General features: G+C 60.3%; 16 protein-coding genes and 1 pseudogene. 4 read left to right on the top strand and 13 right to left on the bottom strand.

Annotation, left to right across the window (positions count from 1 at the left end):
* Positions 1-139 precede the first annotated feature (139 nt).
* Both tssM (NKI70_RS25390) and tssL read right to left on the bottom strand, forming a co-directional pair.
* Positions 140-3,703, bottom strand: coding sequence for a type VI secretion system membrane subunit TssM (tssM, locus tag NKI70_RS25390; RefSeq protein ID WP_352725109.1), 3,564 nt, complete (start codon positions 3,701-3,703; stop codon positions 140-142).
* 22 nt (positions 3,704-3,725) lie between these two features.
* Complete coding sequence (tssL, locus tag NKI70_RS25385; protein WP_352725141.1) at positions 3,726-5,066, bottom strand: type VI secretion system protein TssL, long form; 1,341 nt, start codon at positions 5,064-5,066, stop codon at positions 3,726-3,728.
* A gap of 121 nt (positions 5,067-5,187) precedes the next feature.
* On the opposite strand from tssL, the gene NKI70_RS25380 reads away from it, so the two are divergent.
* Positions 5,188-5,499 carry a hypothetical protein gene (locus NKI70_RS25380; protein WP_352725146.1) on the top strand — a complete coding sequence of 104 codons (312 nt, stop codon included), beginning with the start codon at positions 5,188-5,190 and terminating at the stop codon, positions 5,497-5,499.
* A 24-nt stretch (positions 5,500-5,523) separates the two neighbouring features.
* On the opposite strand, the gene tagH is transcribed toward NKI70_RS25380, so the two are convergent.
* Both tagH and NKI70_RS25370 read right to left on the bottom strand, forming a co-directional pair.
* Positions 5,524-6,213, bottom strand: a complete 690-nt coding sequence (gene tagH / locus NKI70_RS25375) for a type VI secretion system-associated FHA domain protein TagH (protein WP_352725139.1) — start codon at positions 6,211-6,213, stop codon at positions 5,524-5,526.
* Positions 6,214-6,357: 144 nt separating this feature from the next.
* Positions 6,358-6,579, bottom strand: a pseudogene (locus tag NKI70_RS25370) (FHA domain-containing protein); the annotation flags it as partial.
* Positions 6,580-6,821: 242 nt separating this feature from the next.
* Between NKI70_RS25370 and NKI70_RS25365 the strand changes: the two are divergent.
* The 3 genes from NKI70_RS25365 to NKI70_RS25355 are packed head-to-tail and all read left to right on the top strand — an operon-like array spanning position 6,822 to position 9,982.
* A complete protein-coding gene (locus NKI70_RS25365) occupies positions 6,822-9,152 on the top strand; it encodes a type VI secretion system Vgr family protein (protein WP_352692837.1) in 2,331 nt (776 codons plus the stop codon).
* Positions 9,153-9,164: 12 nt separating this feature from the next.
* Positions 9,165-9,590, top strand: a complete 426-nt coding sequence (locus tag NKI70_RS25360) for a DUF6484 domain-containing protein (protein ID WP_352692836.1) — start codon at positions 9,165-9,167, stop codon at positions 9,588-9,590.
* Positions 9,590-9,982 (top strand): hypothetical protein, encoded by a 393-nt coding sequence (locus tag NKI70_RS25355; protein ID WP_352692834.1) that lies wholly within the window; start codon positions 9,590-9,592, stop codon positions 9,980-9,982. Before NKI70_RS25360 ends, NKI70_RS25355 begins: the two co-directional genes overlap by 1 nt.
* On the opposite strand, the gene NKI70_RS25350 is transcribed toward NKI70_RS25355, so the two are convergent.
* The 9 genes from NKI70_RS25350 to tssJ are packed head-to-tail and all read right to left on the bottom strand — an operon-like array spanning position 9,952 to position 21,246.
* Complete coding sequence (locus NKI70_RS25350) at positions 9,952-10,791, bottom strand: hypothetical protein (RefSeq protein ID WP_352692832.1); 840 nt, start codon at positions 10,789-10,791, stop codon at positions 9,952-9,954. The two genes, NKI70_RS25355 and NKI70_RS25350, sit on opposite strands and share 31 nt — an antisense overlap.
* Positions 10,788-11,906: a DUF4150 domain-containing protein gene (locus NKI70_RS25345; protein WP_352692830.1), complete on the bottom strand. Its 1,119-nt coding sequence runs from the start codon at positions 11,904-11,906 to the stop codon at positions 10,788-10,790. The genes NKI70_RS25350 and NKI70_RS25345 overlap by 4 nt, the downstream gene beginning before the upstream one ends.
* A complete protein-coding gene (locus NKI70_RS25340; protein ID WP_352725107.1) occupies positions 11,903-12,928 on the bottom strand; it encodes a beta-ketoacyl synthase N-terminal-like domain-containing protein in 1,026 nt (341 codons plus the stop codon). Before NKI70_RS25340 ends, NKI70_RS25345 begins: the two co-directional genes overlap by 4 nt.
* Positions 12,925-14,028, bottom strand: coding sequence for a DUF2169 family type VI secretion system accessory protein (locus NKI70_RS25335; protein ID WP_352725106.1), 1,104 nt, complete (start codon positions 14,026-14,028; stop codon positions 12,925-12,927). Before NKI70_RS25335 ends, NKI70_RS25340 begins: the two co-directional genes overlap by 4 nt.
* Positions 14,028-14,555: a type VI secretion system-associated protein TagF gene (gene tagF / locus NKI70_RS25330; protein WP_352725104.1), complete on the bottom strand. Its 528-nt coding sequence runs from the start codon at positions 14,553-14,555 to the stop codon at positions 14,028-14,030. Before tagF ends, NKI70_RS25335 begins: the two co-directional genes overlap by 1 nt.
* The gene (tssM, locus tag NKI70_RS25325) at positions 14,552-18,088 is read right to left on the bottom strand and encodes a type VI secretion system membrane subunit TssM (protein ID WP_352725103.1); all 3,537 of its coding nucleotides are present in this window, start codon (positions 18,086-18,088) and stop codon (positions 14,552-14,554) included. The genes tagF and tssM (NKI70_RS25325) overlap by 4 nt, the downstream gene beginning before the upstream one ends.
* Position 18,089: 1 nt before the next feature.
* A complete protein-coding gene (icmH, locus tag NKI70_RS25320; RefSeq protein WP_352725101.1) occupies positions 18,090-19,412 on the bottom strand; it encodes a type IVB secretion system protein IcmH/DotU in 1,323 nt (440 codons plus the stop codon).
* Positions 19,413-19,416: 4 nt separating this feature from the next.
* Entirely contained in the window at positions 19,417-20,751 is a 1,335-nt protein-coding gene (gene tssK / locus NKI70_RS25315; protein ID WP_352725099.1) for a type VI secretion system baseplate subunit TssK, read from the bottom strand.
* A 39-nt stretch (positions 20,752-20,790) separates the two neighbouring features.
* Positions 20,791-21,246: a type VI secretion system lipoprotein TssJ gene (gene tssJ, locus NKI70_RS25310; protein WP_352692816.1), complete on the bottom strand. Its 456-nt coding sequence runs from the start codon at positions 21,244-21,246 to the stop codon at positions 20,791-20,793.
* Between the last annotated feature and the right edge of the window lie 3 nt (positions 21,247-21,249).

Below are 21,249 nucleotides of genomic sequence, written 5' to 3'. Positions count from 1 at the left end.
GGCGCATCTTCAGGCGCTCGCTGCTGCCACTTTGCCACAGGCTGGAATATTAAAGTATCGAAATTTAGCTTTGAGCCCGTGACGCGGGATCGCAGCCAGCTTTGGCGCCCTAGTTGCACCAGGTGAGGCTCAAATCCTCTCAAAACGCCTTCGGGCAGCTGAATGCGGAAAGTGCGGGAAGTAAGAAGGGACTGGGTCCGGAACCGGTCTGGATCGTGTAGCTGACGTCGCGTCCGCCGATTACGAAGCGCGCCTCAACAGTGCCGTCTTTGCTGGTGATCGTCGCCTTGTCCAGCAACCTCTTGAGCGACCACGGCCCTTCGAAGCTGATAGCGGATTCGCGGCCCGGCATTTCCGGCATCAGTCTCAGACTGGCGGATGCCGAGGCCGCACCGCTCGGCCAGGACACAGTGCTTGGCGTGTTACCCGCCTGATTGCTCTGGACGATCTGGCCATCGACGTCGAGCACCGCAGTATCTGCATCACCGTTCAGCGAGAACGGGGTAAAGGTCAGGTTGACCGACGGCATTGACCCACCCGACGGGAAAAATGCGCCGCGGATCTCAGCAGCCAGCTGAAAGTTTTTCAGCGTCGACTTCGACAGGTCGCGCCCAAAGCGCGCATCCCGTTTCCAGCTCCAGTCCTGGCCGCTCATGTCGATCAAGGAAGCAAGGTTTTGTGCGAAGAACCGGTCCATCAGGCCGCCTGGAGAGAACAACTTGGCGAAGTCCGCCATCGCAACATCCTGGGTACCATCGCCGGCGAAGGGGTAGCGGCCGTTGACCGCCTCCTCGCAGGGCTGCGTGACGGCCTGGCCGAGCATCTCGTTCAAATTCGTCAAGGAAATTTCAGCCGCGTTGCCCTCAAATTCGTTTGCAGTTGCGTTGACCATTCTGCCGAGTTGCTTGGGCAGACGCGATGCATTGGCGCGAAGGGTGGCTATCTGCAGCTGCAGGTTGGCGTTGACACGTTCCGTCTGCAAGGGGACCTCGGTTGCCAGTTGCAGACTCTGGTGGATGTCGCGAAAATTCTGGGTCAGCGCATCGATGGGTCGGTGTCCAAAAGGCCCGCTTACCAGAGCCTGGAAGGACCTGAACTGCGCTTCGATGTTTGCCCCAGGGCTCTGGCTTTGAAATTTCGCGGACCCCGTACCGGCACGGCTTTGCGACTTTGCGGAGCTAATTTGAATGCCGATGCGAGCCAGGCCCTTGGCCATGTCCGCGACATCCTGATACTGGCGCATGAGGGTGCCGGCTATCACCCCAGTGCCCGAGTCTTCGCCGGAGACAGGGTCGCGCGCCAGGGCTGTTTCCTCGGCAATCGCGGTAAAAAGCTGTTCGATCGGCGAGCTTGGTGCGGCAACGGCGGAAAGCGCGACATAGTGCGGCTTGTCGTTCAGCATGGCTTTGAATTTCAAACCATCGAGAACGCTGTTCCACGCGGCTGCGAACTCCTTGCCGTAGCGATCGAGAAGTTCGGGGCCGAGCTGGAGCAACTCCTGATCGATGCCGCCTTGCTCGCCGCCACCGCCCAGGACCCACTGGTCGTCGACGAGCGTCTGCGCAATGCGCGAAAGCTGTCCGAGATAAAAGCTGTTGAATCCGGCATGGGTGTAGAGACCGGGAATACGAAGCTTCGACAGATCGCCGCCATCGACGCGCTCGAACACAAGCTGCGCTTCCGGCCCGCCTTTTTGCGAAACAGAAAAATCGTCCAGCGCAGCCGCGTACACCGCCGACTTGATCAATGCGGACGCACGATCGGTAAGGCTCATGCGCCCGAGTGAACGTTGGGCGGCTTCCACAAGCGGCTGGTTGAGTTCGAAAACCGGATCATAGGCATCGTCCAACGCAAGCATGGCGCGCAGGTGCTTTTCGAGCTGCGCACGTCCTTCGCGGTTGCTCTCGCCTGGATACCGGTTCTGTTCCCAATCCTGCTTCATCCAGGAGATGATCAATGCGTCATCGACCTTGGGTGCCTTGCCGCCGAGCATCAGGTAGATCTTGAGCGGTTCGTAGAGCGCGGCGGGCTCAGCCGTCGTCGCCTGGACGGTCCGCTCCGCCTGCACAAGCAGACGCGACCGCAACATTCGTTCCAGTGCTTGCCGGTAGGCCGTTGTCGATGCCGAAAGAAGCCTTTCCCGCTGGCTAAGGCCGATCGTTTCCTCGATCGGGGTCGGTAAGTCACTGGTTTCAAAACCGGCCGGCATGTTGCGCAACTGGTCGAGCGGCCCGATGACGTTTTCAAGGTCGACATAGGTGACCGTCGTGCTTTTGAGCAGAGCGTCGGCTGTCTCGCGATATTGGCTCGTGGCCTGCGTCGTGGAGGCAATCAGCGAGCGGTTGGCCATGAAGCTCATCCCGAGCGCGCCAAGGGCCGCTGCAGTGATCAAGGCTATGATGCCAAAGCCGCCATATCTGAGGGCCGCTGCCCGCCTCTCGCTCGCTCGGTTATAGGAAACCCATCCGGATTCGGCGAAAATGACATCAGTCAGGAGATCGTGCAAAAAGAAGCTCTTGCCGGTCCCGGACAGGTGGGGGCGGGAATTGTTGCCGAAACTGCGGCCGATTGCGCCCAACACTTGATCGATCGGCGTTCCCTCTTGGGTCCCCGACGAGAAGTAGAGCCCACGCAAGCTGACGTTCACTTGGCTACGGACCGGATCGAACAGGCTGGTCACGAAATTGGCAATTCGGCCCTTGAGCGCGTAAAACTGGGCCGGAAAGCCAAAGATCGATATGCGCGAGACCGGGTCAGGCTCTTCCTGCAGGCGATCAGGCATCTCGTCCGCCAAGCGGATCGCCAGTGCATCGAATTCGGCCGAAGCCTCACCGGCCATGTTCTTGTTGCGGTCCGTGGTCTGGAATGTCGCGCCCCAGACCTTGCGCCTGCGCGGCTCCTCGAAACTGCCGAAATAATCCATGAAGCCGGCAACAAGATCGGCCTTGGTGAACAGCAGGTACACCGGAAACTGGATTTTCAGCGTCTCGTGGATCTCCCTCAGGCGACTGCGCATTTCAACGACATGGGCGTCAAGCTGCTGGTCATCGAGGCTGATGAGATCGGCAAGGCTGATGGCCAGGATAACCCCGTTGATCGGTTGTCTGGTGCGGTGTTTTTTGAGCAGTGACAAAAACGCAAGCCAGCTCTTGCTGTCGCTTCCAGCATTGGAATCCTGCGTGGTGTAGCGTCCCGCCGTGTCGATCAGCACAGCCTTTTCGGTAAACCACCAGTCGCAGGAGCGGGTGCCGCCAACACCGGCCACCGGCTGGGCGTGTCCTGAACCGGCAAGCGGAAAATTCAAACCCGAATTGACCAGTGCCGTCGTCTTGCCGGCGCCCGGCGGGCCAATGACGATGTACCAGGGAATGTCGTAAAGGAAATTGCGCTTGCCGCTCGACCGCTTGAGTGTTGCGATGGCCTCACTCATGCGCGCCTCGAGCACCGGTGAATCGTCATTGCGCCCGTCGTTGCGGGCAATGACCGTCTCGATCGCTTTTTGCGCCTTTCTCACATGCCAAGCGCGCACTCCGTAAACGAGGGCCGCGGTCGCCATGATCGTGCCGATGATTGTCGCACGCAACCAGACAGGTCCCAGCGGCCGGATATCGGCGAAGCGGATCAAAGGTCCAGCAAACCAGATCGCCGCCGCAAAACCGGCCAACGCGGCCGTGCTGAATATCCGCGGCAGCCAACGCATCATTGGCGTTTCCCACCGGCGGTGTTCACAGCGTTTCCTCCTTGAGGATCATCACGTCGACACGGCGGTTCTTGGCGCGGCCCTCGGACGTCGCATTGTCGGCAATTGGCTCATCTTCGCCCTTGCCCTCGGCGGTTACTCGCGAGGGATCGCTAAGCTTCGCGGCGATCATTGTCTCAACAGCCTTCGCGCGGGCGACCGAAAGGTCAAAATTCGATTTGAACGTGCTTGATTTCCGTGGTTTCACATTATCCGTGTGGCCAACGATCGTGATTGGCCCTGGCTCGTGCTCAAGGGCTGCGGCAATCTGTGTGGCCAGTGGCAGAAACTCGGGCTTCACTTCGGTCTTGCCTGGCTGAAACAACAATTGATTGTTGATCTCCACTACGATGAAGTCGCCTTTTGTGCCGATGGTCATCCCGCCGCGCTCAACTTGCGTGGGCAGTGCTGAGCGGATGCGGTCGATCTGGCCGGTCACGGCAGGCGAGGCGGCTGTCACCGGTTTGGCGAGTGGGGGTACCACACTGGCGCGCTCGATCGTCACAGGCGTCGAGGGATTGAGCGCCAGCAATTGTCTGGCTGCAGCATCGCCTTCATCGGTCATGAACGCCCGCAACGTGAAGAACGCGGCCGTCACCAGGGCTGACGCCGCTGCAGCAACTCCCCAGAGCGGCAGGCGGGTCGAAGACGGCACCATCATAGCGGCCATGCCTTGCCAGCGGGGGGAGATGTCCTCTCCGGCGCGGGCTCTGAAGTAGCGAAGCGTCTCGTAGACGTCGCGCCGCACAGGTTCGAGACTGGTATCGTCGCGCGCCAGGCCACGATACTGGCCCTCAAATCCCAGGGATAGGCAGACATGCATCAGCTCGAGCAGGTCTAAGTGTGGCTCAGGATTGGCCAGCACCTTGTTCAGTGCTTCGTAAAAGCCGGCGCCGGTGGGCTCGATGTGAAAGAACCGCGACAGCATACTGTGCTGTGCCCAGGTGTCCTCGCCGGCCCAAGGCAGGTTGCCGACAAGATCGTCGGCCGTTTCGCAAAGGGCAAACTTCGCGATCCGCGTATCCTCTTCGGGAACCCCTGACTTCTCCAGCGTCCAGTCGAACCTCTCGATCGCATCGGCGATATGTTCGGCCAATGGCGCCGCCTGTCTTTCGACCGGCACGAGCCTGAGATGCCCGAACAGGACGAGCAACGGTGCTGACCCAGCGAGGATCGGATTTGCCGTCGAATATTTTACCGTGTCTGTGGCGCCGAGCAGCACCTCCTGCTGAATGCTCGGCCTTGACCCGGCCGCCTCGGCTCTGGCCGCTGTACCGGACGATGCTCCCTGATAAAGAATGGTTCCGGATCTCCAGTCCGGCGGCATATGCCGACCTATGTCAGGATCGAAAACTGTCGATTCCTTGACATGCGGGGGCGCGACGGTCTTCGCAATCGGTTCGTTTGCGGCTGGTTTCGCATTCTGCCCGCGTCGTGGATTGGTGCGGATGACGGTCTTGCGGACCGGGCCGAAAGGATCGTCCTTCGAGCTCATCGCCGATATGCCGCTGCCGTGCAGTGTCCGCGCTCGCGTGCGAGAGGCGCCAGATCTTTCCTGGCTGGATAGGGCAGGCAATGGTCCTTCCGGCAAGGCGGTCCGGAGCTACAAGAAACTATGGCGCCGCAATGTGACATTTGCCGCAGACCCCCAGGTCAATCAGGCTTACCCGCTTGGCGAACTGTCGTATGTGATCGTAATCCCAGATGTTGTCGATTGGAACATGATGCGGCGCGCCGATGCGTCTTTCTTCGTCTGCTAAAGCGCCGCAGTCTGTTGGGCCGGTCTATTTTTGCTTGTCAGCTTTTGCATAGGCTTCGCCAAAATAGGCCAAGAATATATCAAGCATGCCGTTTTCGTGTGGTTCCTCCATGCTCCTCCACGTCCCGACAAACGCGTCCCATGCTTGGGCCTTCTTCGAGGTAAACGATGTCGGCGGGAGCTTTTTACCGATCGCCTCCGGCGAAAGGTCATCAAGCAGTCGCGAGAGCGCTGCTTGCATGGCGGCATAGGTGGCAAATTCGTGCGCCTTGAGATCGCGGAATGCGTCCTCGACGCTGTGCCTGGCATCGAGATAGCCGGCCCTGCGCCGCGCGAACATGATTTCGAGTATGTCGTCGGTGCCTGGGACAAATTTGAGAGGATTGTTTTCAGCGGAGCTTATCATCGTCCGGTGTGGGCTCTTGGCTAATGTCTTTGCAGCCGCACGTGCCTTCAGCAGCATGGCCAGTTGCTCGACCACCGTGCGCAGCACCGCGCCGATTTCGGCAGCGACTTCATGCGGATCACGCAACTGGAACAATTCCGGCGAAATGCCTGCGGCGATTGCAATTTCCCGCAGCACCTCGTCTGTCGTCGAAGGCAAGGTTGCAGGCAGCGACGATGTCGATGGCGGCGCTTGCCCGAGCCATCGCTCTGCCGAACTGAAAAAAGGCTCGCCTCCGGAATCGGGCAGCCGATCGGCCGCGACCGGCATGTGTCGTTGCGTCGAACCTCGGTCAGCCTCCGGATGACCTGGCGTTGCGTGCTCGTCGTCAATCGATACAAGGATGACATAGCGGCCGACCAGGAGCCTGTCGCCGTGGTCTAGCCGGCGCGGACCGGTGATGCGTTGGCTCGATCCATTGATGAAAGTGCCATTGCGCGAAATGTCGTGCAGCCAAAACGCGCCTGCCTCGTATCGGATCTGGCAATGCCGGCCGGAGATGAACTTGTCAGGGTCGGGCAAGATCCAGTCGCAATGTTCGCGCCCGATTTTGAAGCTGCGATTACGCGATCTGTAACCGGGCGACACGCCAGCGGGCAGGGCATCGACGTTGCTGATCTGCAGACTGATTAACATGCGAAATCGCCTGTGTGATCGCTGGCGGCCTTGCCGACAGGATACTCCATGTTTTTAGCGTGGCTAATCCCAATATTCGCATCCCAGTCGGTCCTATTCGTGGTCAGCTTTGGCCTGCACAACAAACATGTGGTACGCTCGAAATGGACTGGCAACCATCAGGGTTTGATGTGATTTCGAGTTCCTGATTAGGATCTTCAAATCCACTGGGCTGGCCGCCAGGCCGAGGAGGGGCACGACCCATGCCAAGTGAACAACGTGCCACGGTTGTGCAAACGCCAGTTGGCGCTGAACTGTTGACCTTTACACATCTCGTCGGGCGCGATGAGATCAGTCGTTGTCTGGCCTATACGGTCGGGTTCGTGAGCCCCAGCCACGATATCGATCCGCTGGAGATGCTGGGTGGCCCCGTCTCGATCGAAGGTGAAGCCGACCCCCAGCGCTGGTTCAGCGGCATCGTGTCGGAGTTTCGCCTCACCCGGATCGAGGATCGACTGGCCTATTACGAAGCAGTCGTCAGGCCATGGCTCTGGTTTCTCGGCAATACGACCGACTGCCGTATTTTCCAGAACATGAGCGTCATCGAAATCGTCGAAGAGGTTTTCTCGAAATACAGCACGGCAAAATTCGAGAAACGCCTGCAAGGTTCCTATCCGCCGCGCGAATATTGCGTGCAATATGATGAGACCGATCTCGACTTCGTGCAGCGGCTGCTCGAGCATGAGGGCATCCTGTATTTCTTCGAGCATGGCGAGGGCAAGCACACGCTTGTGCTCGCCGATGCCATGAACAAGCTCAAGCCGGCGCCGGGGTACGAGAAGGTGCCCTATCACTTTGAAGGGCAGGGCTCCCGGCGCGATGTCGAATACATCACCGAATGGATTCCGGGCAGCTCCGTGCGGCCGGGCGCCTATGTCCATACCGACTATGACTTCAAGAAGCCGGGCGCCGACCTGATGGCCAAATCGGCCCAGCCGTTCAGTCATAAGCTGGCTACGGGTGAAAATTACCGTCAGCCCGGCGCGCATCTCGAAGTAGGCCGCGGCGACAGCCTGGCGGCAATCCGGCGCGAGGAAATCCAGGCGGTGCACCAGCGCATTGCTGCAGTCGGCACCGTGCGCGGCCTGTATTCCGGCTGCACGTTCAAGCTGGACGGTTTTCCGCGCGAAGACCAGAACCAGGAGTATCTGGTGGTCAGCGCCGAATACAGGCTGTTCGATCCGGGCTACAGAGCCCTTGCCGATGTCGAAAGCGAAAACTTCAAGGTGATCCTCGGCGTGGCGCCGACCGCCTTGGCCTATCGCCCGCCGCGGGTCACGACACGGCCGATCATGCGCGGCCCGCAGACGGCGACGGTGGTCGGCCCGTCCGGCGAGGAAATATTCACCGACAAATATGCACGGGTGAAGGTGCAGTTCCACTGGGACCGTCTCGGCAAGAAGGACCAGAACAGCTCCTGCTTCGTGCGGGTCTCGCAGACCTGGGCCGGCAGCGGCTGGGGTTTCATCCAGATCCCGCGCATCGGCCAGGAGGTGATCGTCGACTTCATCGAAGGCGACCCGGATCTGCCGATCATCACCGGCCGGGTCTACAACGCCTCGCAGATGCCGCCCTACGGACTGCCGGGCAGCGCCACGCAATCCGGCTGGAAATCCGACTCGTCGAAAGGCGGCGGCGGCTACAACGAGCTGATGTTCGAGGACAAGGCCGGCTCCGAACTGGTCAATTTCCAGGCGCAGAAGGACCACAACCTTCTGATCAAGAACGACCGCACCAAGCTTGTGCAGCACGACCAGTCCGACCGCATCGACCACGACGCCAAGCACTCCGTCGGCCACAACCTCGACGAGGACGTCGGCAACAACAAGACGGTCAAGGTGGGCGTCGACCAGACCACGGATATCGGCAACAACGATACCGAGACGGTGGGGGTGAACAGGTCGCTGACGGTCGGATCGAACGAGACGATTCACGTTGTGGCGAATTCGACCGAGAATATCGATGCCAACCATTCGCAGACCGTAGGATTAGTTCAAACAATCACTGTTGGCGCGGCTCGTATCGATTCGGTCGGCGCCGCCGAGACCCGAACCGTCGGGGCGGTGCAGATGAACACTATCGGGGCGACACGGTCGGTCAGCGTGGGTCTCGGCCAAAGTCACGACATCGGCGCTTCCGACAGTTGGAAGATCGGAGCCAACCAGGGCATCGACATAACTGGCAACCAGAGCGTCAACATCGGCGGTGGGCAATCAACAGAGATCGGCAAGGCTCGGACAGCCAAGGTAGCCGCGGATGATATCACCGATATCGGCGGAGCCCACGCGCTCAAGATAGCAAAGGGCAGCGGGATTACCATTGCCGAGGACGGCTCGATTGGTGTCGGGAAGAAGCTGGTCATAGACGCCGGAGACGAGATCACGATCAAATGCGGCGACGCCTCCATTATAATGAAGAAGGATGGAACGATCGGCATCAAAGGAAAGGACATAACAATAACCGGCAGCGGCAAGATATTCGCCAAAGCGTCCGGTGACATTGTCATGAAGGGTTCGGAAATCAAACAAAACTGAGGAAACCGTCAGGTGGCAAAGATCATCGAACGAATCGAAGGCGTCGTAATCGGGATTTTTCTCGGTTTCGGCGAAGGTGGCCCGCTCGTTGTGTTTCCGGGCAATCCGAAGGATACGGCCCTTCCGGCTCGTAGTCTCGCTGAGCTGAATTCCGATATGATTGGCTCCGAGGTCGCATTGTTGTTTGAGGACGGCGACCTAGGCCGGCCACTAATTGTCGGGCGTATCGTTGAACCAAAGGGAAAATCGGTAGCTCCTCATGTCGTCCGCGACGGCGAACGGGTGAGAATCACAGGCGAGGAACGCATCGAACTGCGCTGTGGCAAGGCCGTGATCATCATGGAAAAGGATGGCCGCATCACCATTCGCGGCACCTATGTGACGAGTCATGCCAGTGCCGCGAATCGTATCCGGGGCGGTTCCGTGAATCTGAACTGATGCCGGCGCCCATCCTACGCGAAATCGTCCGCCAGCACGCCGAAATGGCGGCGTTTCTATGGACTGTCTACGACTACAATCTGCTGCATCCCGGCGAAAATCCCGAGATGGACGATGAGCGGATGGCTAGATTGGTCGAGAGACTAGAAGCACATCTGGATGGGCTGCGGTTGGCCGGAGATGCGGGAAAGGAAATCGTCAAGGAGCGCTACGACGAGTTTCCTGAGGCTGGAGAGCTTTTCGTCCTTCGAATGCTGACGACCAGATCGACTGTTCGCATCGTCGATCTCAATCTTGAGAAGGTTCGAAAATATCTCACCAATGCGGGCACATCGGTTGCGGCTAGCGTACGTGCTCCTGGTCAGTCTGGTATTTCCCTCCCAAAGAAATAGCGAACTCCCGGTCTGAATTCGAACAGGTCGACTTCGTCGAAGAGTTGCTCAAGGGCAGCGGCCGCAGGTTTTCGGTTCAGCTGAATATTCTTGTAAAATTGCGAAAGGTCGAATCCGGTGAATGCCTCTATTAGGTTTCTGGCGGTAACGACGTCTTCGTTGTCATAGGTCTCCCCAAGGGTATTCAACAAATTGAGCGCCAGATCCTCAATGTTTACGGGCTTGCCGTAGAGAAAGGACTGGCGCGAAGAATTAGGAAAATTTGCACGGATCTCATTGATTTTTAGCTCAACGGCTTTCGCGTATTCAACTACGTCATATTGGCGACGCCCAGGTTCATACTCATCGATCGAATCCGGCACAACTTGCGGTCCATCGAAGATATCTCCGACCGAAGCCTCCAAGGTGATCGACAAATGGTATGGAAGGTCGGTATCGCTGTCGACGGTGACTTCATCTCTGTAGAACCAGACCGCCTTCTGCGTCGCATCCAAAATGCCGCTCCTTGAGAGAGCGATGCAGAGCCATTCAATGGATTGGCTATCTTGCTGCAGCGATTGGCGAATTGGGTCCGCCACATCCAGGAGCAAGGTCCTTGGTGTGACGTACGGCAACAGCGCAAACGCGTCGATAACTACTTCCACCGAGGGGGAGGCTTCGAAGACTGTTGGAAACATTGCAGATGATGCGAAGTTTCCCTTCTTGCACTCTTCAAATATCTGCAGCAGCCGCGCTCCGGCTGGCGTCGAACGGCTGCGAAACTCGTTCGTCCCGAAGTGGAAAAGTTTGCCGCGCGCCGAGAATGTCATGGATAAGGGTTTATTCCTTGAAGCGTGCCTTGCGCCTCATTGATTTTGTCGCATTCGCCGGAAAGGGCGCCTTGGCCTATCAAGTTCTTGGGGGAATCGGGACATCCACCGGCATCTATGGGGGTCATGTGGTGCACTTTGCCCGTGTTTGTTCCGGTGCCTTTGCCGTCCCGTTTTATTATCGCTTTTTTCACAGAATCGGTAATTCCAAGTATTTTTGTACGGACATGATGCAGTATGTCGACGTGAATAAGGTCTTTTTCGTTCTTTCTTCCAGCGTGCTTGGTTTCTAATTCTCTCTTCTTTTCCGGGTCTGCTTGCTCAAGAATTTCGGAATAGCTACGCGTTCCCTTGAAGTGGACACCGCAATCTTTATCCTCCTCATGCAGGTTTGGGCATTTTTCTCCCGTTGCTCGTGCATTTGCTACGGTCTTAGACGCCTCCTTGCGTTTTTCGTACTGATCCCACGCTTTCATGCGAGGCACCAAGCCTAACGTACCGGCTTTGGCTGTTTCCTCAATATTGACGATCTTAGCGTTCGCCCGCTGCATGCGCTCCTTGTAGTATTCGGCCTCGGGGACAGTATCACACATCTCGCCGTTGGCTTTCACCTGATTGGCGTGGGCGGGTTCTGTCCCGCAGCACGGGCACTTGGTCTTTGGCGCCGACCCGCCACCAGGTCCCGGTCTCCCCACCTTAGCCTGCGGAGGTGTGTTTCCAACCTGATCGCTTGTATGATTGTTTGTCGAGATATCTGAGAACCGGCTGACAGGGAGGCTGTCCGCCTTTACATTGCTTGACCACGCTCGCGCGTATTCCTTACTGGTGTTAGTGGACGAGATGACTCCTTTCTTGGCTGCGCTGCCGGCTTCCGTGCCAGTGGTCTTGCTGTAGTCCGATTTGTCCTTTTGGGTGATGTTCTCTCCGCCGATTTTGACGGTACCGGTGCCCTTCTCAGTATCCGAGTCCATTCCAAATGACGGATACGGGATCGGTACCCCTGGCGGTGTCGCTGGATTTTCGGGCGGAGTGAAACAGACATCTGGAAAGGCCGCGATGACCTTGTTGCCCTGGGCCTTTGCGGCCACCTCCAGTCCGTTGGCGAAGACAGTCACCAGGCGGCCCTCGCAGCCAGCACGGCAGCTCCACAAGCGCCTGCATCGTTGGAAGCCTCGACAAGCACCGGGTTCCCCGTCGCGTAGTTCTTTCTTGCCGCCATTAGTGCCATTCCGAGCATCAGAGGCGTGACCGCCGCACCAACATTGCCAAGGGTTTCCGCAGGCGACCACAGATCCTGGGACGGACACGGATTGCGCACCAGCCGTATCGATGCCAGCGCCGTCTGCTTAAACCAATACTGTTCGCCGATGAGATCTGAAATTCGATAGCCGAGGCGGTTCATCTCTATTCCAGTCTCACCCAACGCATGGCGATAAGCGGACGTCATACCGTCCGCCCTGAGCGGCAAGTCTTGCTTGTTGTAAATAGAGGCCGCCTCGCGCGAAAGGCCTAGTCCCGCTAGCCGAAATCCCCCCCGCCTCGGTGGCCCGCACAAAACTGCCGCCGCCGCTTCCCCAGGAATAAACCCGTTTGGATTGTCGGACGTTAGGAGTCGACGCTCCTTAAGGTAATACGTCGTGGCCAAGGTCGTCAAATAGCTATCAACGCCGGCAACCATCACGTATGGTATTTCGCCCGATACAATCATCCGACGCGCATGATCAAGCGCCACGTGTCCGGACGGTCGCCCATGGGCAACCACCCGTGACCGCGAATGCTTTTCGACTTCGGTGATCTCGGCGATACGGTCGAGCAGACGCAGCGTGCTTCTTACCGGCCGCCCTGGGCGGTCTTCCTCTGCCAAGCAAAGGATCAGCGCGGCTTGCCCACGCGCTTCCGGAACTTCTTCGAATGCCTCGACAATTGCGCCTGCGGCGAGATGCGCCATTCGTTTCTCGCCGATCCAATTGCGTGGCAGAGGTACCGGCGCGCCGATCAGCCACTCGTCATTTTCATCCTTGAAACGCGTTTCCTGAAAGCCATCAATCCCAGCCCGGATCGCTGCGCAAGCCGATGGTGCGTCAAGGCCAACCGCCGTAACCATGCCGACCGAAAGAATGTCGAGTGCCGGCCTCACGTGTTCTCCGCCTTCTGCGCCGCAGTCGTTTCATCGAAGAGAGAATAAGCACGAGCCGCAGCTCGTATCCGCACCATTGCCTCGGTCGGCGGGCCGATCCAGCATTCGCTGAAATCGAGAATAGTACGGTGAATGCGCTGCGATACGCGCCAGACCAACGAGAAGCGTCTGTTCTCCGGGTCGAAGAGGACAGTGTCTGGAAAGGTGACGCGCTCGGGGGCCTTCTGCCTACCCTCGAACAGCGTCAACGGCAATGCTGTCGATGGCAGCCGAAAACTCACCCGCCCGTCAGGTGTCAGATTCACCAGTTGCACTTCTTCGCCACCTCTTGGCAGGTCGATCTGCTGGTCCGGCGGTGCCATCTGGAAGTAGCGCTCGTCGAAATCCTGGGGCAGGAAGGGGAAGACATTGTCGATCCAGTTCTGGTCATAGGTGCCGCCAAATTCGATGCGTCCCGGCCAGCCGCGGCCCATCGGACCGAAACTCATCGGCTTATAGTCGCCGAATGGCGAGCGGATTTCTTCACCGACAGCTTGCGTATTCGGTAGCCGCAGGCCGGGAATGAGGCGCTGGTTCTTGGTTCGCGACCAGCCGGTGCCGACCGGGTTGTATTTGTGACTCGCTGGCAGTTTGTCCTCTGGATCGAGCCGGTCGGTGCCACCCCAGGCGACATCGTAGGAAATTGCCATGCGCAAGAAGGGCTGTGGCGACGTGGCAGTAAACACTGGCCCGACGGAGCGCCACTCGCGGTGGCCCACGACCTCGAAGAGCTTCGACCAATTGCCCACCTTGATGCCGACCGGCACGCGTTCGGCCGGACGTCCTCCCGGCGCATAGGCAAAGGCATTGGCAATCACGTCACAACGCGGCTTGCGGAAGGCGAAATCGGTTTCCCATAACGTGGCCGAATAACCAGGCACGCCGGTGTGCGTGTCGGCCATGACCAGCGGAATCTGTTCCACCGATTTTTGTACCGGTCCGCCGGGCGTGGCGGGAAAGTCGAACGTGCCTTTGACCACCACGACGATCCACTCATGGCCGGCCTTGTCCATGCCCATGGTGAATTCGTGCGGATACCCCATCTGGTTCCAGATCTGCATCAACTGGTCTCCCAGTTGGCGGCAAAGATCTGCTCCAGCGTAGCTTGCGGCGACAGCGGATCGACGTCGAAAATGTCCGAACGCGCTGTCCACATCACCATATCGCTGATGACCTCTTCGCCCGGCTCGACAGGCGGTACTGGCAGTGCGCTTAAAGCGGTATCCAATTCGCCAGGCGTCAGCTCGCCCTGCTGGGCGGCGACGGCCGCTTCTTCGATCCCGGAAAACCACGCATCGGCGCGAGCCAGCTGAACGGAAGCCTCAGAAAGCTGCGCGACGACGCTCAACGGAAACTGCCTGCCAACCCTATCGACGCTCTGCAAGATAATGCCCGCCGACGCGTCGACAAAGCCCGGACCCGTTAGGAACCGTAGCGCCGTGCCGCGCGGCCAGGTTTCCGAGCCCATCAGCGGCACAATGTGCTGCGCCAGCCAGCGGTCCCAGACGCGCACAAAATCCCCCGGCAGCCGCCGCGTGACGAAATCGCCGGTGGCAGGCATCTTGCCGTAAAAGCCGGGCAGGATCATATCTGCGGCGGACATGAAAATTTCTTGAACATTTGCAGGTTGTACGGGTTTTCGACGCTGGCGGCCTTGAGTTGGAAATCGGCGTACATGCCTTTTGTGCCAAGGCGCAGGCTGTAGACGTCCGACAGCGAGGTGCCTGTGAAGCGACCGCTGCGCAACATTCTCAGCCACGCCCAGCTGCCGGTCTCGTTGAGCAAGATTTCGGGCGAGCCATCGATCGGCTGGAAGGCAAGCGAGATGACGCCCGTGCCGTCCTTGCCAGGCCACGTCATCGGCTGCGGCCTCGTTGCGTTGTTATAATAGACGAGGTTCTGGCCATCGAGATTGAGCGTCACGCGCGCGACATTGGGCGACAGATCCTTCGGTTCGAGCGTGAAGCTCATAAGCGGGCCAGTACCGCCGGGAAAGAGATCATCGCGGATCCGCCTTGCCTGTTCAAACGCGGCCAGTGCCGAGGGGTCGAGGCCGAAATCAGCGCGCCATTTCCATGGCTGCGCCGACGTGTCGACATAGCTGATCAGGTGGTCGTTGATGAAGGTGTCGATCAGTCCTGCTGGTCCGAACAGGCGGGCGAAGTCGCGGACATTGACGTCGACGGCGCTGTCCGGGCTGAAAGGATAGCGGTTGTTGAGTGCTGCCTGGCAGAACGGCAGGATGTCGGCGCGCCAGATGGCGTTGAGCTCCGAGGTGACCGCCTTCTGCGTCAGCCCGCTGGTATCGCCAGCAATGCCGCCCAACCAGTCGTCGACCGGGTCGGGCAGGATCTGCGCCTGCCTGGCAACCGCTCCAGTCAGTTCGGCGAGGCCGCCCTGTTTCTTGATGGCGTCCTGGGGATCGGGATTGGCCGTCACCGTCTGCAGCACGTTGGACAGTGCGGTGAGCGCGACAATGGCGGCGTCGAGCGCCGGCGGCTGGCCGTCGACCTCGGCGATGGCACCCTTGAGCGGCTTGAAATGCTCGGCTACCAGACTGCCGGTAAGATCCACTTCGTCGGCGGAGCCCGCACGCGGCAAAAGCTTTGCTCCGGTTTTTACGATCTTGCCAAGCTTGCCCAGCTTGCCGAGCAGTTTCGAGCCACCTGCCGCCGCGGCCTTGTCGTTTGTCGGCGCTTCATCGGATCGCGTAAGCTCGGTCTCCTGGACCACCGCGGTAACCAGGCGCTTCAGCGCGGAGTCGGCGCTTGAAAGATCCTTGAGGTTCTCACTGGCGACATTGAGGTCGGTCAATGGCGCGAGCCTCATGTCGCGCAGGAAGCTGTCCCATTGCGCGATATAGTCGTCGTAATAAAGCTTCAGAATATCCTCTGACAGCGCCGACACCGAGGTTTCGGAATTTTCCGAGCAACCGCCGGCGAACACCGCCCGGTCGAGTGCTGCCTGGGCGGCGACATCCTCGACCCGGTCGAGAATGGCGTCATGGAAGCCGGCATAGGTGAATGCTCCCGAAATGCCGACCCGAAGCGTCTTGTCGGAACGCCGCGCAAAGACCTTGGCGCCGTTGGGGCCGGCGAAGTTGGCAGGAATCCATTCCTTGAGCGCAGCCACCGCCGGGTCGGCCAGCAGCTGCTTGTAGGCACGCGCCGGCAAGGAAATCGTGCAGACGGTTTTCAGTGCCTCTGCAACCAGTGCCTGGTCCGGGGCGATATAACTGGCGTCAACCGCCATGCGACGGATCGCGGCAAGCTGGTGCTCTTCGGCGTCAGCTGTCGGAAAGGGGGCAGCCGCGGCGAATTCAGGCAGACTGTTGACCCACCAGCTCTGGGCGAAGTCTGGATCCATCTGAGAAAGGCCGGTCATCATGCGATAGGTCTTCAGCGCGCCAAGCATGAAATCCGGATCGCGGATCTGCCGCCACATCGTCGCTTCGAGCAGCGCCACCATGTGCGGCTCGAGAACGTTACGCAAAGCATGGTCGTAAGTGTCGGTCTGTGCCCGCACCAGTTCCGCCGAGGATGATGGCCCCAGCAAATCCTGTGCTGCGCCAGGCGGCGGGGTGCGGGCATTTGCGACCTCATCCAGGGCACTGAGGGCGACATCGATGGCAGGCTGTTCTACGGATGCCGGGTTTGCCGCGGCCGAGGTCAGTGGCGTTTGCAGCGCCTCGAACTGGCTTGCCTGGGCCGTGATCGCGTTGCGGTTGTCGTAGTAGGACCAGGTGAATAGGCCGCTGACCAGCAGGGCGGCTGCGGCACATGCGGCGGCCGCGCCACGCCAGATCCAGGCGCGGCGGCGTTGCGCCAGCGGATCGAAGGTGCCGAGGCCGGCTTCCTTGAAGATGACTTCTGTGAGCAGGTTCTTTAGGAAGAAGCTGCGTTTTTCGACACGCGGCGCGGCCAACGCCCGGCGCGGCGGAAGGCCGAAGGAGGCAGACAGCGCTGCGGTCAGCCGATCGATGGGCGCCCCTTCCTGGGTCGCCGACGTCAGATAAAGGCCACGCAGCCAAGCGGCCTCCTCATACCGGCTTTCGCCGAACATCGCCTCGATCAGTACCTGGATCGGCTCGGACAGGCTGGCGAGTTGGGCGGGAAACCTGAAGATTTCGGCGCGGGCAGCAAGCTTGTCTTCGTCCTCCAGCCGGGGCACCAGCCGCCGCTCGAGCTCGGTTGCTAACGTCGCGATTTCCCGCTCGATGGTCCTTGCATCGACATGCGCGTCGAGTGCGAACGTAGTCCCCCAGACCTGCTCGCGCGCAGCCGTCGACAAACCGCCGAAGAAAGCCTCGAACCCCTTGATCAGGTCGGCTTTGGTCAGCATCAGATAGACCGGAAGGCGGATTTCGAGGCGATCGTTGAGCTCGGCCAGCCGACGGCGGATCTTGCGGCCATGCGCCTTGATGGTGTCGTCGCCCTCCGAAAGCACATCGATCGAAAGCGCGACGATCACACCGTTGAGCGCGCGACGGCCCCGGTGCTTCTTCAAAAGGTCGAGAAAGCCCAGCCACTCCACTGCGTCGACGTCGGGTTGGCTCTCCTGTTGGACATAGCGGCCTGCAGTGTCGATCAGAACCGCACTCTCCGAAAAGAACCAGTCGCAATTGCGCGTGCCGCCGACCCCTTGCAGGTCGTCGGTCAGGTCGATCGGAAAATTCAACCCCGACTGGCGCAAGGCCGTGGTCTTGCCGGTGGCCGGCGGCCCGACGATAACGTACCAAGGCATCTCGCGCAGGAACTTGCGACCGCCCAGTTTGCGGCGCTTCAACTCGGCCATGACCTCGGCGAACTTGGCACCGACGGCAGCGACATTCTCTTCGCCGGGACTGAGTGGCTTCTCTACCGCCGGCGCGGCGATTTCGGCGACGAACATCCGGTTGGCACGGATCGCCCGACGCTGGGCAACGATCAGCCAGATCAGCCAGAAGATGACCAGCAGCGCGATGATGACGATGCGCACATTGTCCGAGGCGAAAGGGTCGTAGGGCCCGACCCTGACGATCGGCCCGAATACCCAGATCACCAACGAAAGCAGCGTGATCCCAATCAGTGTCCACAGCCAGCGCGATGTCAGGACCGCCCAGAGGAAGCGCAGGATGAACATCTCACAGCCTCTTTTCGACCAGCACCTCAACGCGCCGGTTCAGGGCCCGGCCGTCGCGCGTGCCGTCGTCGGCCACTGGATCCGTGGCTGCCCGGCCCTCGGAATGGACGCGTTCCTGCGGCACTCCGTTTTGTACCAGCATGTCGGCAATGGTCTGGGCGCGAGCCTCTGACAGTCGCTGGTTGGTCGACAGCGGATTGGTTCTTTGCAGAGGGACGCCGTCCGTATGTCCGAGCACAGTGATGTTGCCGATCAGGTCCTGATTGGCCAGGATCACCTTGGCGATCGAGCCGATCAGCGGCTCGAATCCTTCCGTCAGCGTTGGCCGCGACGACTGGAACAGTTCGGGATTGGAGGCCTGGATGACCAGCTTGGCCAGCGAAACGCTCTCCGTGCCGCTCAGAGCCGATCTGAGATTGCCCGGCGCGCCGGCCTCAAATTCGGGCAGCAGTGCGAAATCCACGGTCTCCGGCGGCGGGACATCGACCGTTGGCGACACGCGCCTGATGTCGCCCCGTGTCGGCGGCGGCAAGGCGCGGACCAGCGCTGAAAGCTCAACCGCCTGGCTGCTTAGTCCCACCGAGAGCCCGACATAAGTCGCGGTGGCGATAACCGCTGCGGCCAGGGCCATCACCCAGATCGGAACGATGAAGCGCTGCGGCTCATCGGATGTGATGACGCCTTTCCAGTTTGGCGACAGCGGGGCATTCTCGGCGTCGGCATCGCGCAGGAAACGTGCCGCCGCCACACGAACGGCATTGAGCGAGCGATCGCCCGACCGGCCGGGCACGCGATACTTGCCGCGAAAACCGAGTGCCAGGCAGTCATATTGAAGTTCCAGCAATTCGCGATCGCGGTTCGGATGGCGTTCCAGTTCGTCGAGCCGTGTGAAGAACTGCGTGCCGGCGTCGACGTCGCCGCGCAACATGACCACAAGCGGCTGACGCGGCCATACGCTGGCCCCGCCCCAGGGCGTGTTCAGGGCCAGATCGTCGAGCAAGGCAGCCACTACCCATGCTGCCTGATCGGCCCGTTCCATCGACGACCCCGCCGCCATTGCCGTGTCGCGTGCCCGAACCAGTTCTTCGAGCAGCCGAGTGCGTAACACTTCCGGATTCTCCGGTGGCAGCGCGCTCTCAAGCTCCGGCGCAAACTCGAGCAGGGGCGCGAAGGCGTTGACAAGGCCGTTCGGGTGGGTGCGCGAGCGTTTTACCGGCCCGCCCGGCAAGGATGCCGCCATCGGTCGCGGCATCGGCGTGCCGGTCAGCCTGATGCGAGTGCGTTCGCGATCCTCCGACAGTCCGAAAGGATCATCCCGGCTCATGGTTTCACCTGTTCACCGAATAGCAGTCCACCTGCGGTTCGCTCGGCAGTACACCCGAAACGCCAATGACGAAGCCTGGGGCACCGAGCAGCGATGCCCAGTGCTCGCTTTTCTGGTCGAGCTCAAGGCACAGCCGATCGCCGTCGTAAGGAATCTCGCGCGGTTGCGAATGAAGCGGTTTCAGCGGGATGCCGGGCAGGCGGGACTTCCACAGGCCCTCGAACTCATCCGCCGAGCCCACGGTCGCCTGGTTGACGAATATCTTGCGTAGCGCGTCCTCCGACAGTTCCGAACCGACCCGGATGACGATCCGGCTGGCCACCAGCAGCTTCGGATTGTCGATGCGGATTTTCCAAACATTGGTCGAATGGCGCATGACGGGCAGCGCGCGCGATTTCGGCTCGATGTAGCGCAGGCTCAGGATCAGTGAGCGCAATGCATCCGCCAGCGCCGAAAACGGTGGGCCGGGCGCCATGTGATCGTAAGCCGGCAGCTCGCCCAGTCGCCGCGCGCTCGAGCCGTAGGTCGCCATCGAGCCGGCAAGCCCGGCCAGTTCCAAGTAAAGTTCGGCCGGATGGAAGACATCCTGCGCCAGCATATGGGCCAGTCGCGGACGCGCCGCGTTGGCGAGGTTGAGCATCAACAGGTCTTCGACGCTGCGCCCTGGCCCGCCCATGACCATCTTGCCATGCGCCTCGGCGATCTGGTCAAGGCCTGTGACGACTTCCAGAAGCAATTGCCGGTACCAGGCCACTGCACCAGTAACCAGGGCCGGTGGCAGGAACGTCTCGTCTAGCGAAACGCCGCCATCGGCACGAACCCCCTTGATGCCGGCTATCGGCAGGGCGGTATAGCCGCCGACCGATTTGCCGGGTGCAAGCAACAGCGATTGCGGTCGGGCGATTTCGATTTCTTCGGGATCTGAACCGCCCTGGACGGCATCGCGCACCGAAACGATCCGTCCATGATAGCGCGCACCGCTGGGTGACGCATGCGCCGGATCGAAGCCAACGCCGCCGGCCGGCTCGAGGGGCAGGGCGACCAGCACTGGGCCGGCGCCTGTATCCGGGGTGACCGGCAGCGGACGCGGCGCGTCCATCAGATCCGGAATGGAGAAGGGGGTTCCGTCCGGGAAAATGCCTCGTGCAGACAGGATCGAGATCTGGCCGGCATCGAGCAATGCCTTATCCAGGGTCAATTGCTGAAAGCCGAACGTATGCAACTGGCCGGCCTGCAACGCGCCGCGCACAGTCGCCTCGAAGAAACGATCCTGCTGCTGGAAATGCTGGGTCCGCAGAAAAAGGCCCTCGGACCACAGCACCCTGTTTGCATCGCTCATCCGGCTACTCTCTGCATCGAGCTCCCCTTGCCTTGGCCGTCAGGCGGAAATGCCGCCGCTGCCGAGTGTGACATTGATCGTAAAGTTTGATCCGGACGAAACCGATTTGGTCGTCCGCCAGTTTCGCCCGCCAGGCTCACGGATAAGTGCAACGAAGCCCAGGGCCGTCGCATCCGGTTCGACCGTAATGGTCTTGGTCGCAGTTTTTCCAGGCGCGACGGCAATCTGGTCGGATCCGATGAGATCACCTGCCAGTGCCGAGCCGGCATCCCCCTGCAAGGCAAAGTAGTCGGCAGAGTTGAACTTACCGGTGCTGCGCAGCCGCATGACCAGCATCGTCACAGGCCGGTCGCCGCCGCCTGGTCCAGGGTTCATGCCGGCCGCTCCTGTCAGCTTGACCGTGATGACCGACGGTTTTGGCGGCCCGGCGCTTTGACAGGCCGTAAGCAGCCCGGTCGCACCCAAGGCAACGATAAATTCTCGTCGATCGATCATGTC

This window comes from Mesorhizobium sp. M0500 (assembly GCF_040321165.1).
Taxonomy (GTDB): domain Bacteria; phylum Pseudomonadota; class Alphaproteobacteria; order Rhizobiales; family Rhizobiaceae; genus Mesorhizobium.
This window is presented reverse-complemented; position numbering and strand designations above follow the sequence as displayed.

What these genes read in the sequence shown, in the direction of transcription:
- tssK (WP_352725099.1), bottom strand. Translation starts at nt 20,751, where the DNA reads ATGAGCGATGCAAACAGGGTGCTGTGGTCCGAGGGCCTTTTTCTGCGG.
- NKI70_RS25365 (WP_352692837.1), top strand. Translation starts at nt 6,822, where the DNA reads ATGCCAAGTGAACAACGTGCCACGGTTGTGCAAACGCCAGTTGGCGCT.
- tagH (WP_352725139.1), bottom strand. Translation starts at nt 6,213, where the DNA reads ATGCCGGTCGCGGCCGATCGGCTGCCCGATTCCGGAGGCGAGCCTTTT.
- tssM (WP_352725103.1), bottom strand. Translation starts at nt 18,088, where the DNA reads ATGTTCATCCTGCGCTTCCTCTGGGCGGTCCTGACATCGCGCTGGCTG.
- NKI70_RS25350 (WP_352692832.1), bottom strand. Translation starts at nt 10,791, where the DNA reads ATGACATTCTCGGCGCGCGGCAAACTTTTCCACTTCGGGACGAACGAG.
- NKI70_RS25380 (WP_352725146.1), top strand. Translation starts at nt 5,188, where the DNA reads ATGACGGTCTTGCGGACCGGGCCGAAAGGATCGTCCTTCGAGCTCATC.
- icmH (WP_352725101.1), bottom strand. Translation starts at nt 19,412, where the DNA reads ATGAGCCGGGATGATCCTTTCGGACTGTCGGAGGATCGCGAACGCACT.
- NKI70_RS25355 (WP_352692834.1), top strand. Translation starts at nt 9,590, where the DNA reads ATGCCGGCGCCCATCCTACGCGAAATCGTCCGCCAGCACGCCGAAATG.
- NKI70_RS25335 (WP_352725106.1), bottom strand. Translation starts at nt 14,028, where the DNA reads ATGCAGATCTGGAACCAGATGGGGTATCCGCACGAATTCACCATGGGC.
- tssM (WP_352725109.1), bottom strand. Translation starts at nt 3,703, where the DNA reads ATGATGCGTTGGCTGCCGCGGATATTCAGCACGGCCGCGTTGGCCGGT.
- tssL (WP_352725141.1), bottom strand. Translation starts at nt 5,066, where the DNA reads ATGCCGCCGGACTGGAGATCCGGAACCATTCTTTATCAGGGAGCATCG.
- tagF (WP_352725104.1), bottom strand. Translation starts at nt 14,555, where the DNA reads ATGATCCTGCCCGGCTTTTACGGCAAGATGCCTGCCACCGGCGATTTC.
- tssJ (WP_352692816.1), bottom strand. Translation starts at nt 21,246, where the DNA reads ATGATCGATCGACGAGAATTTATCGTTGCCTTGGGTGCGACCGGGCTG.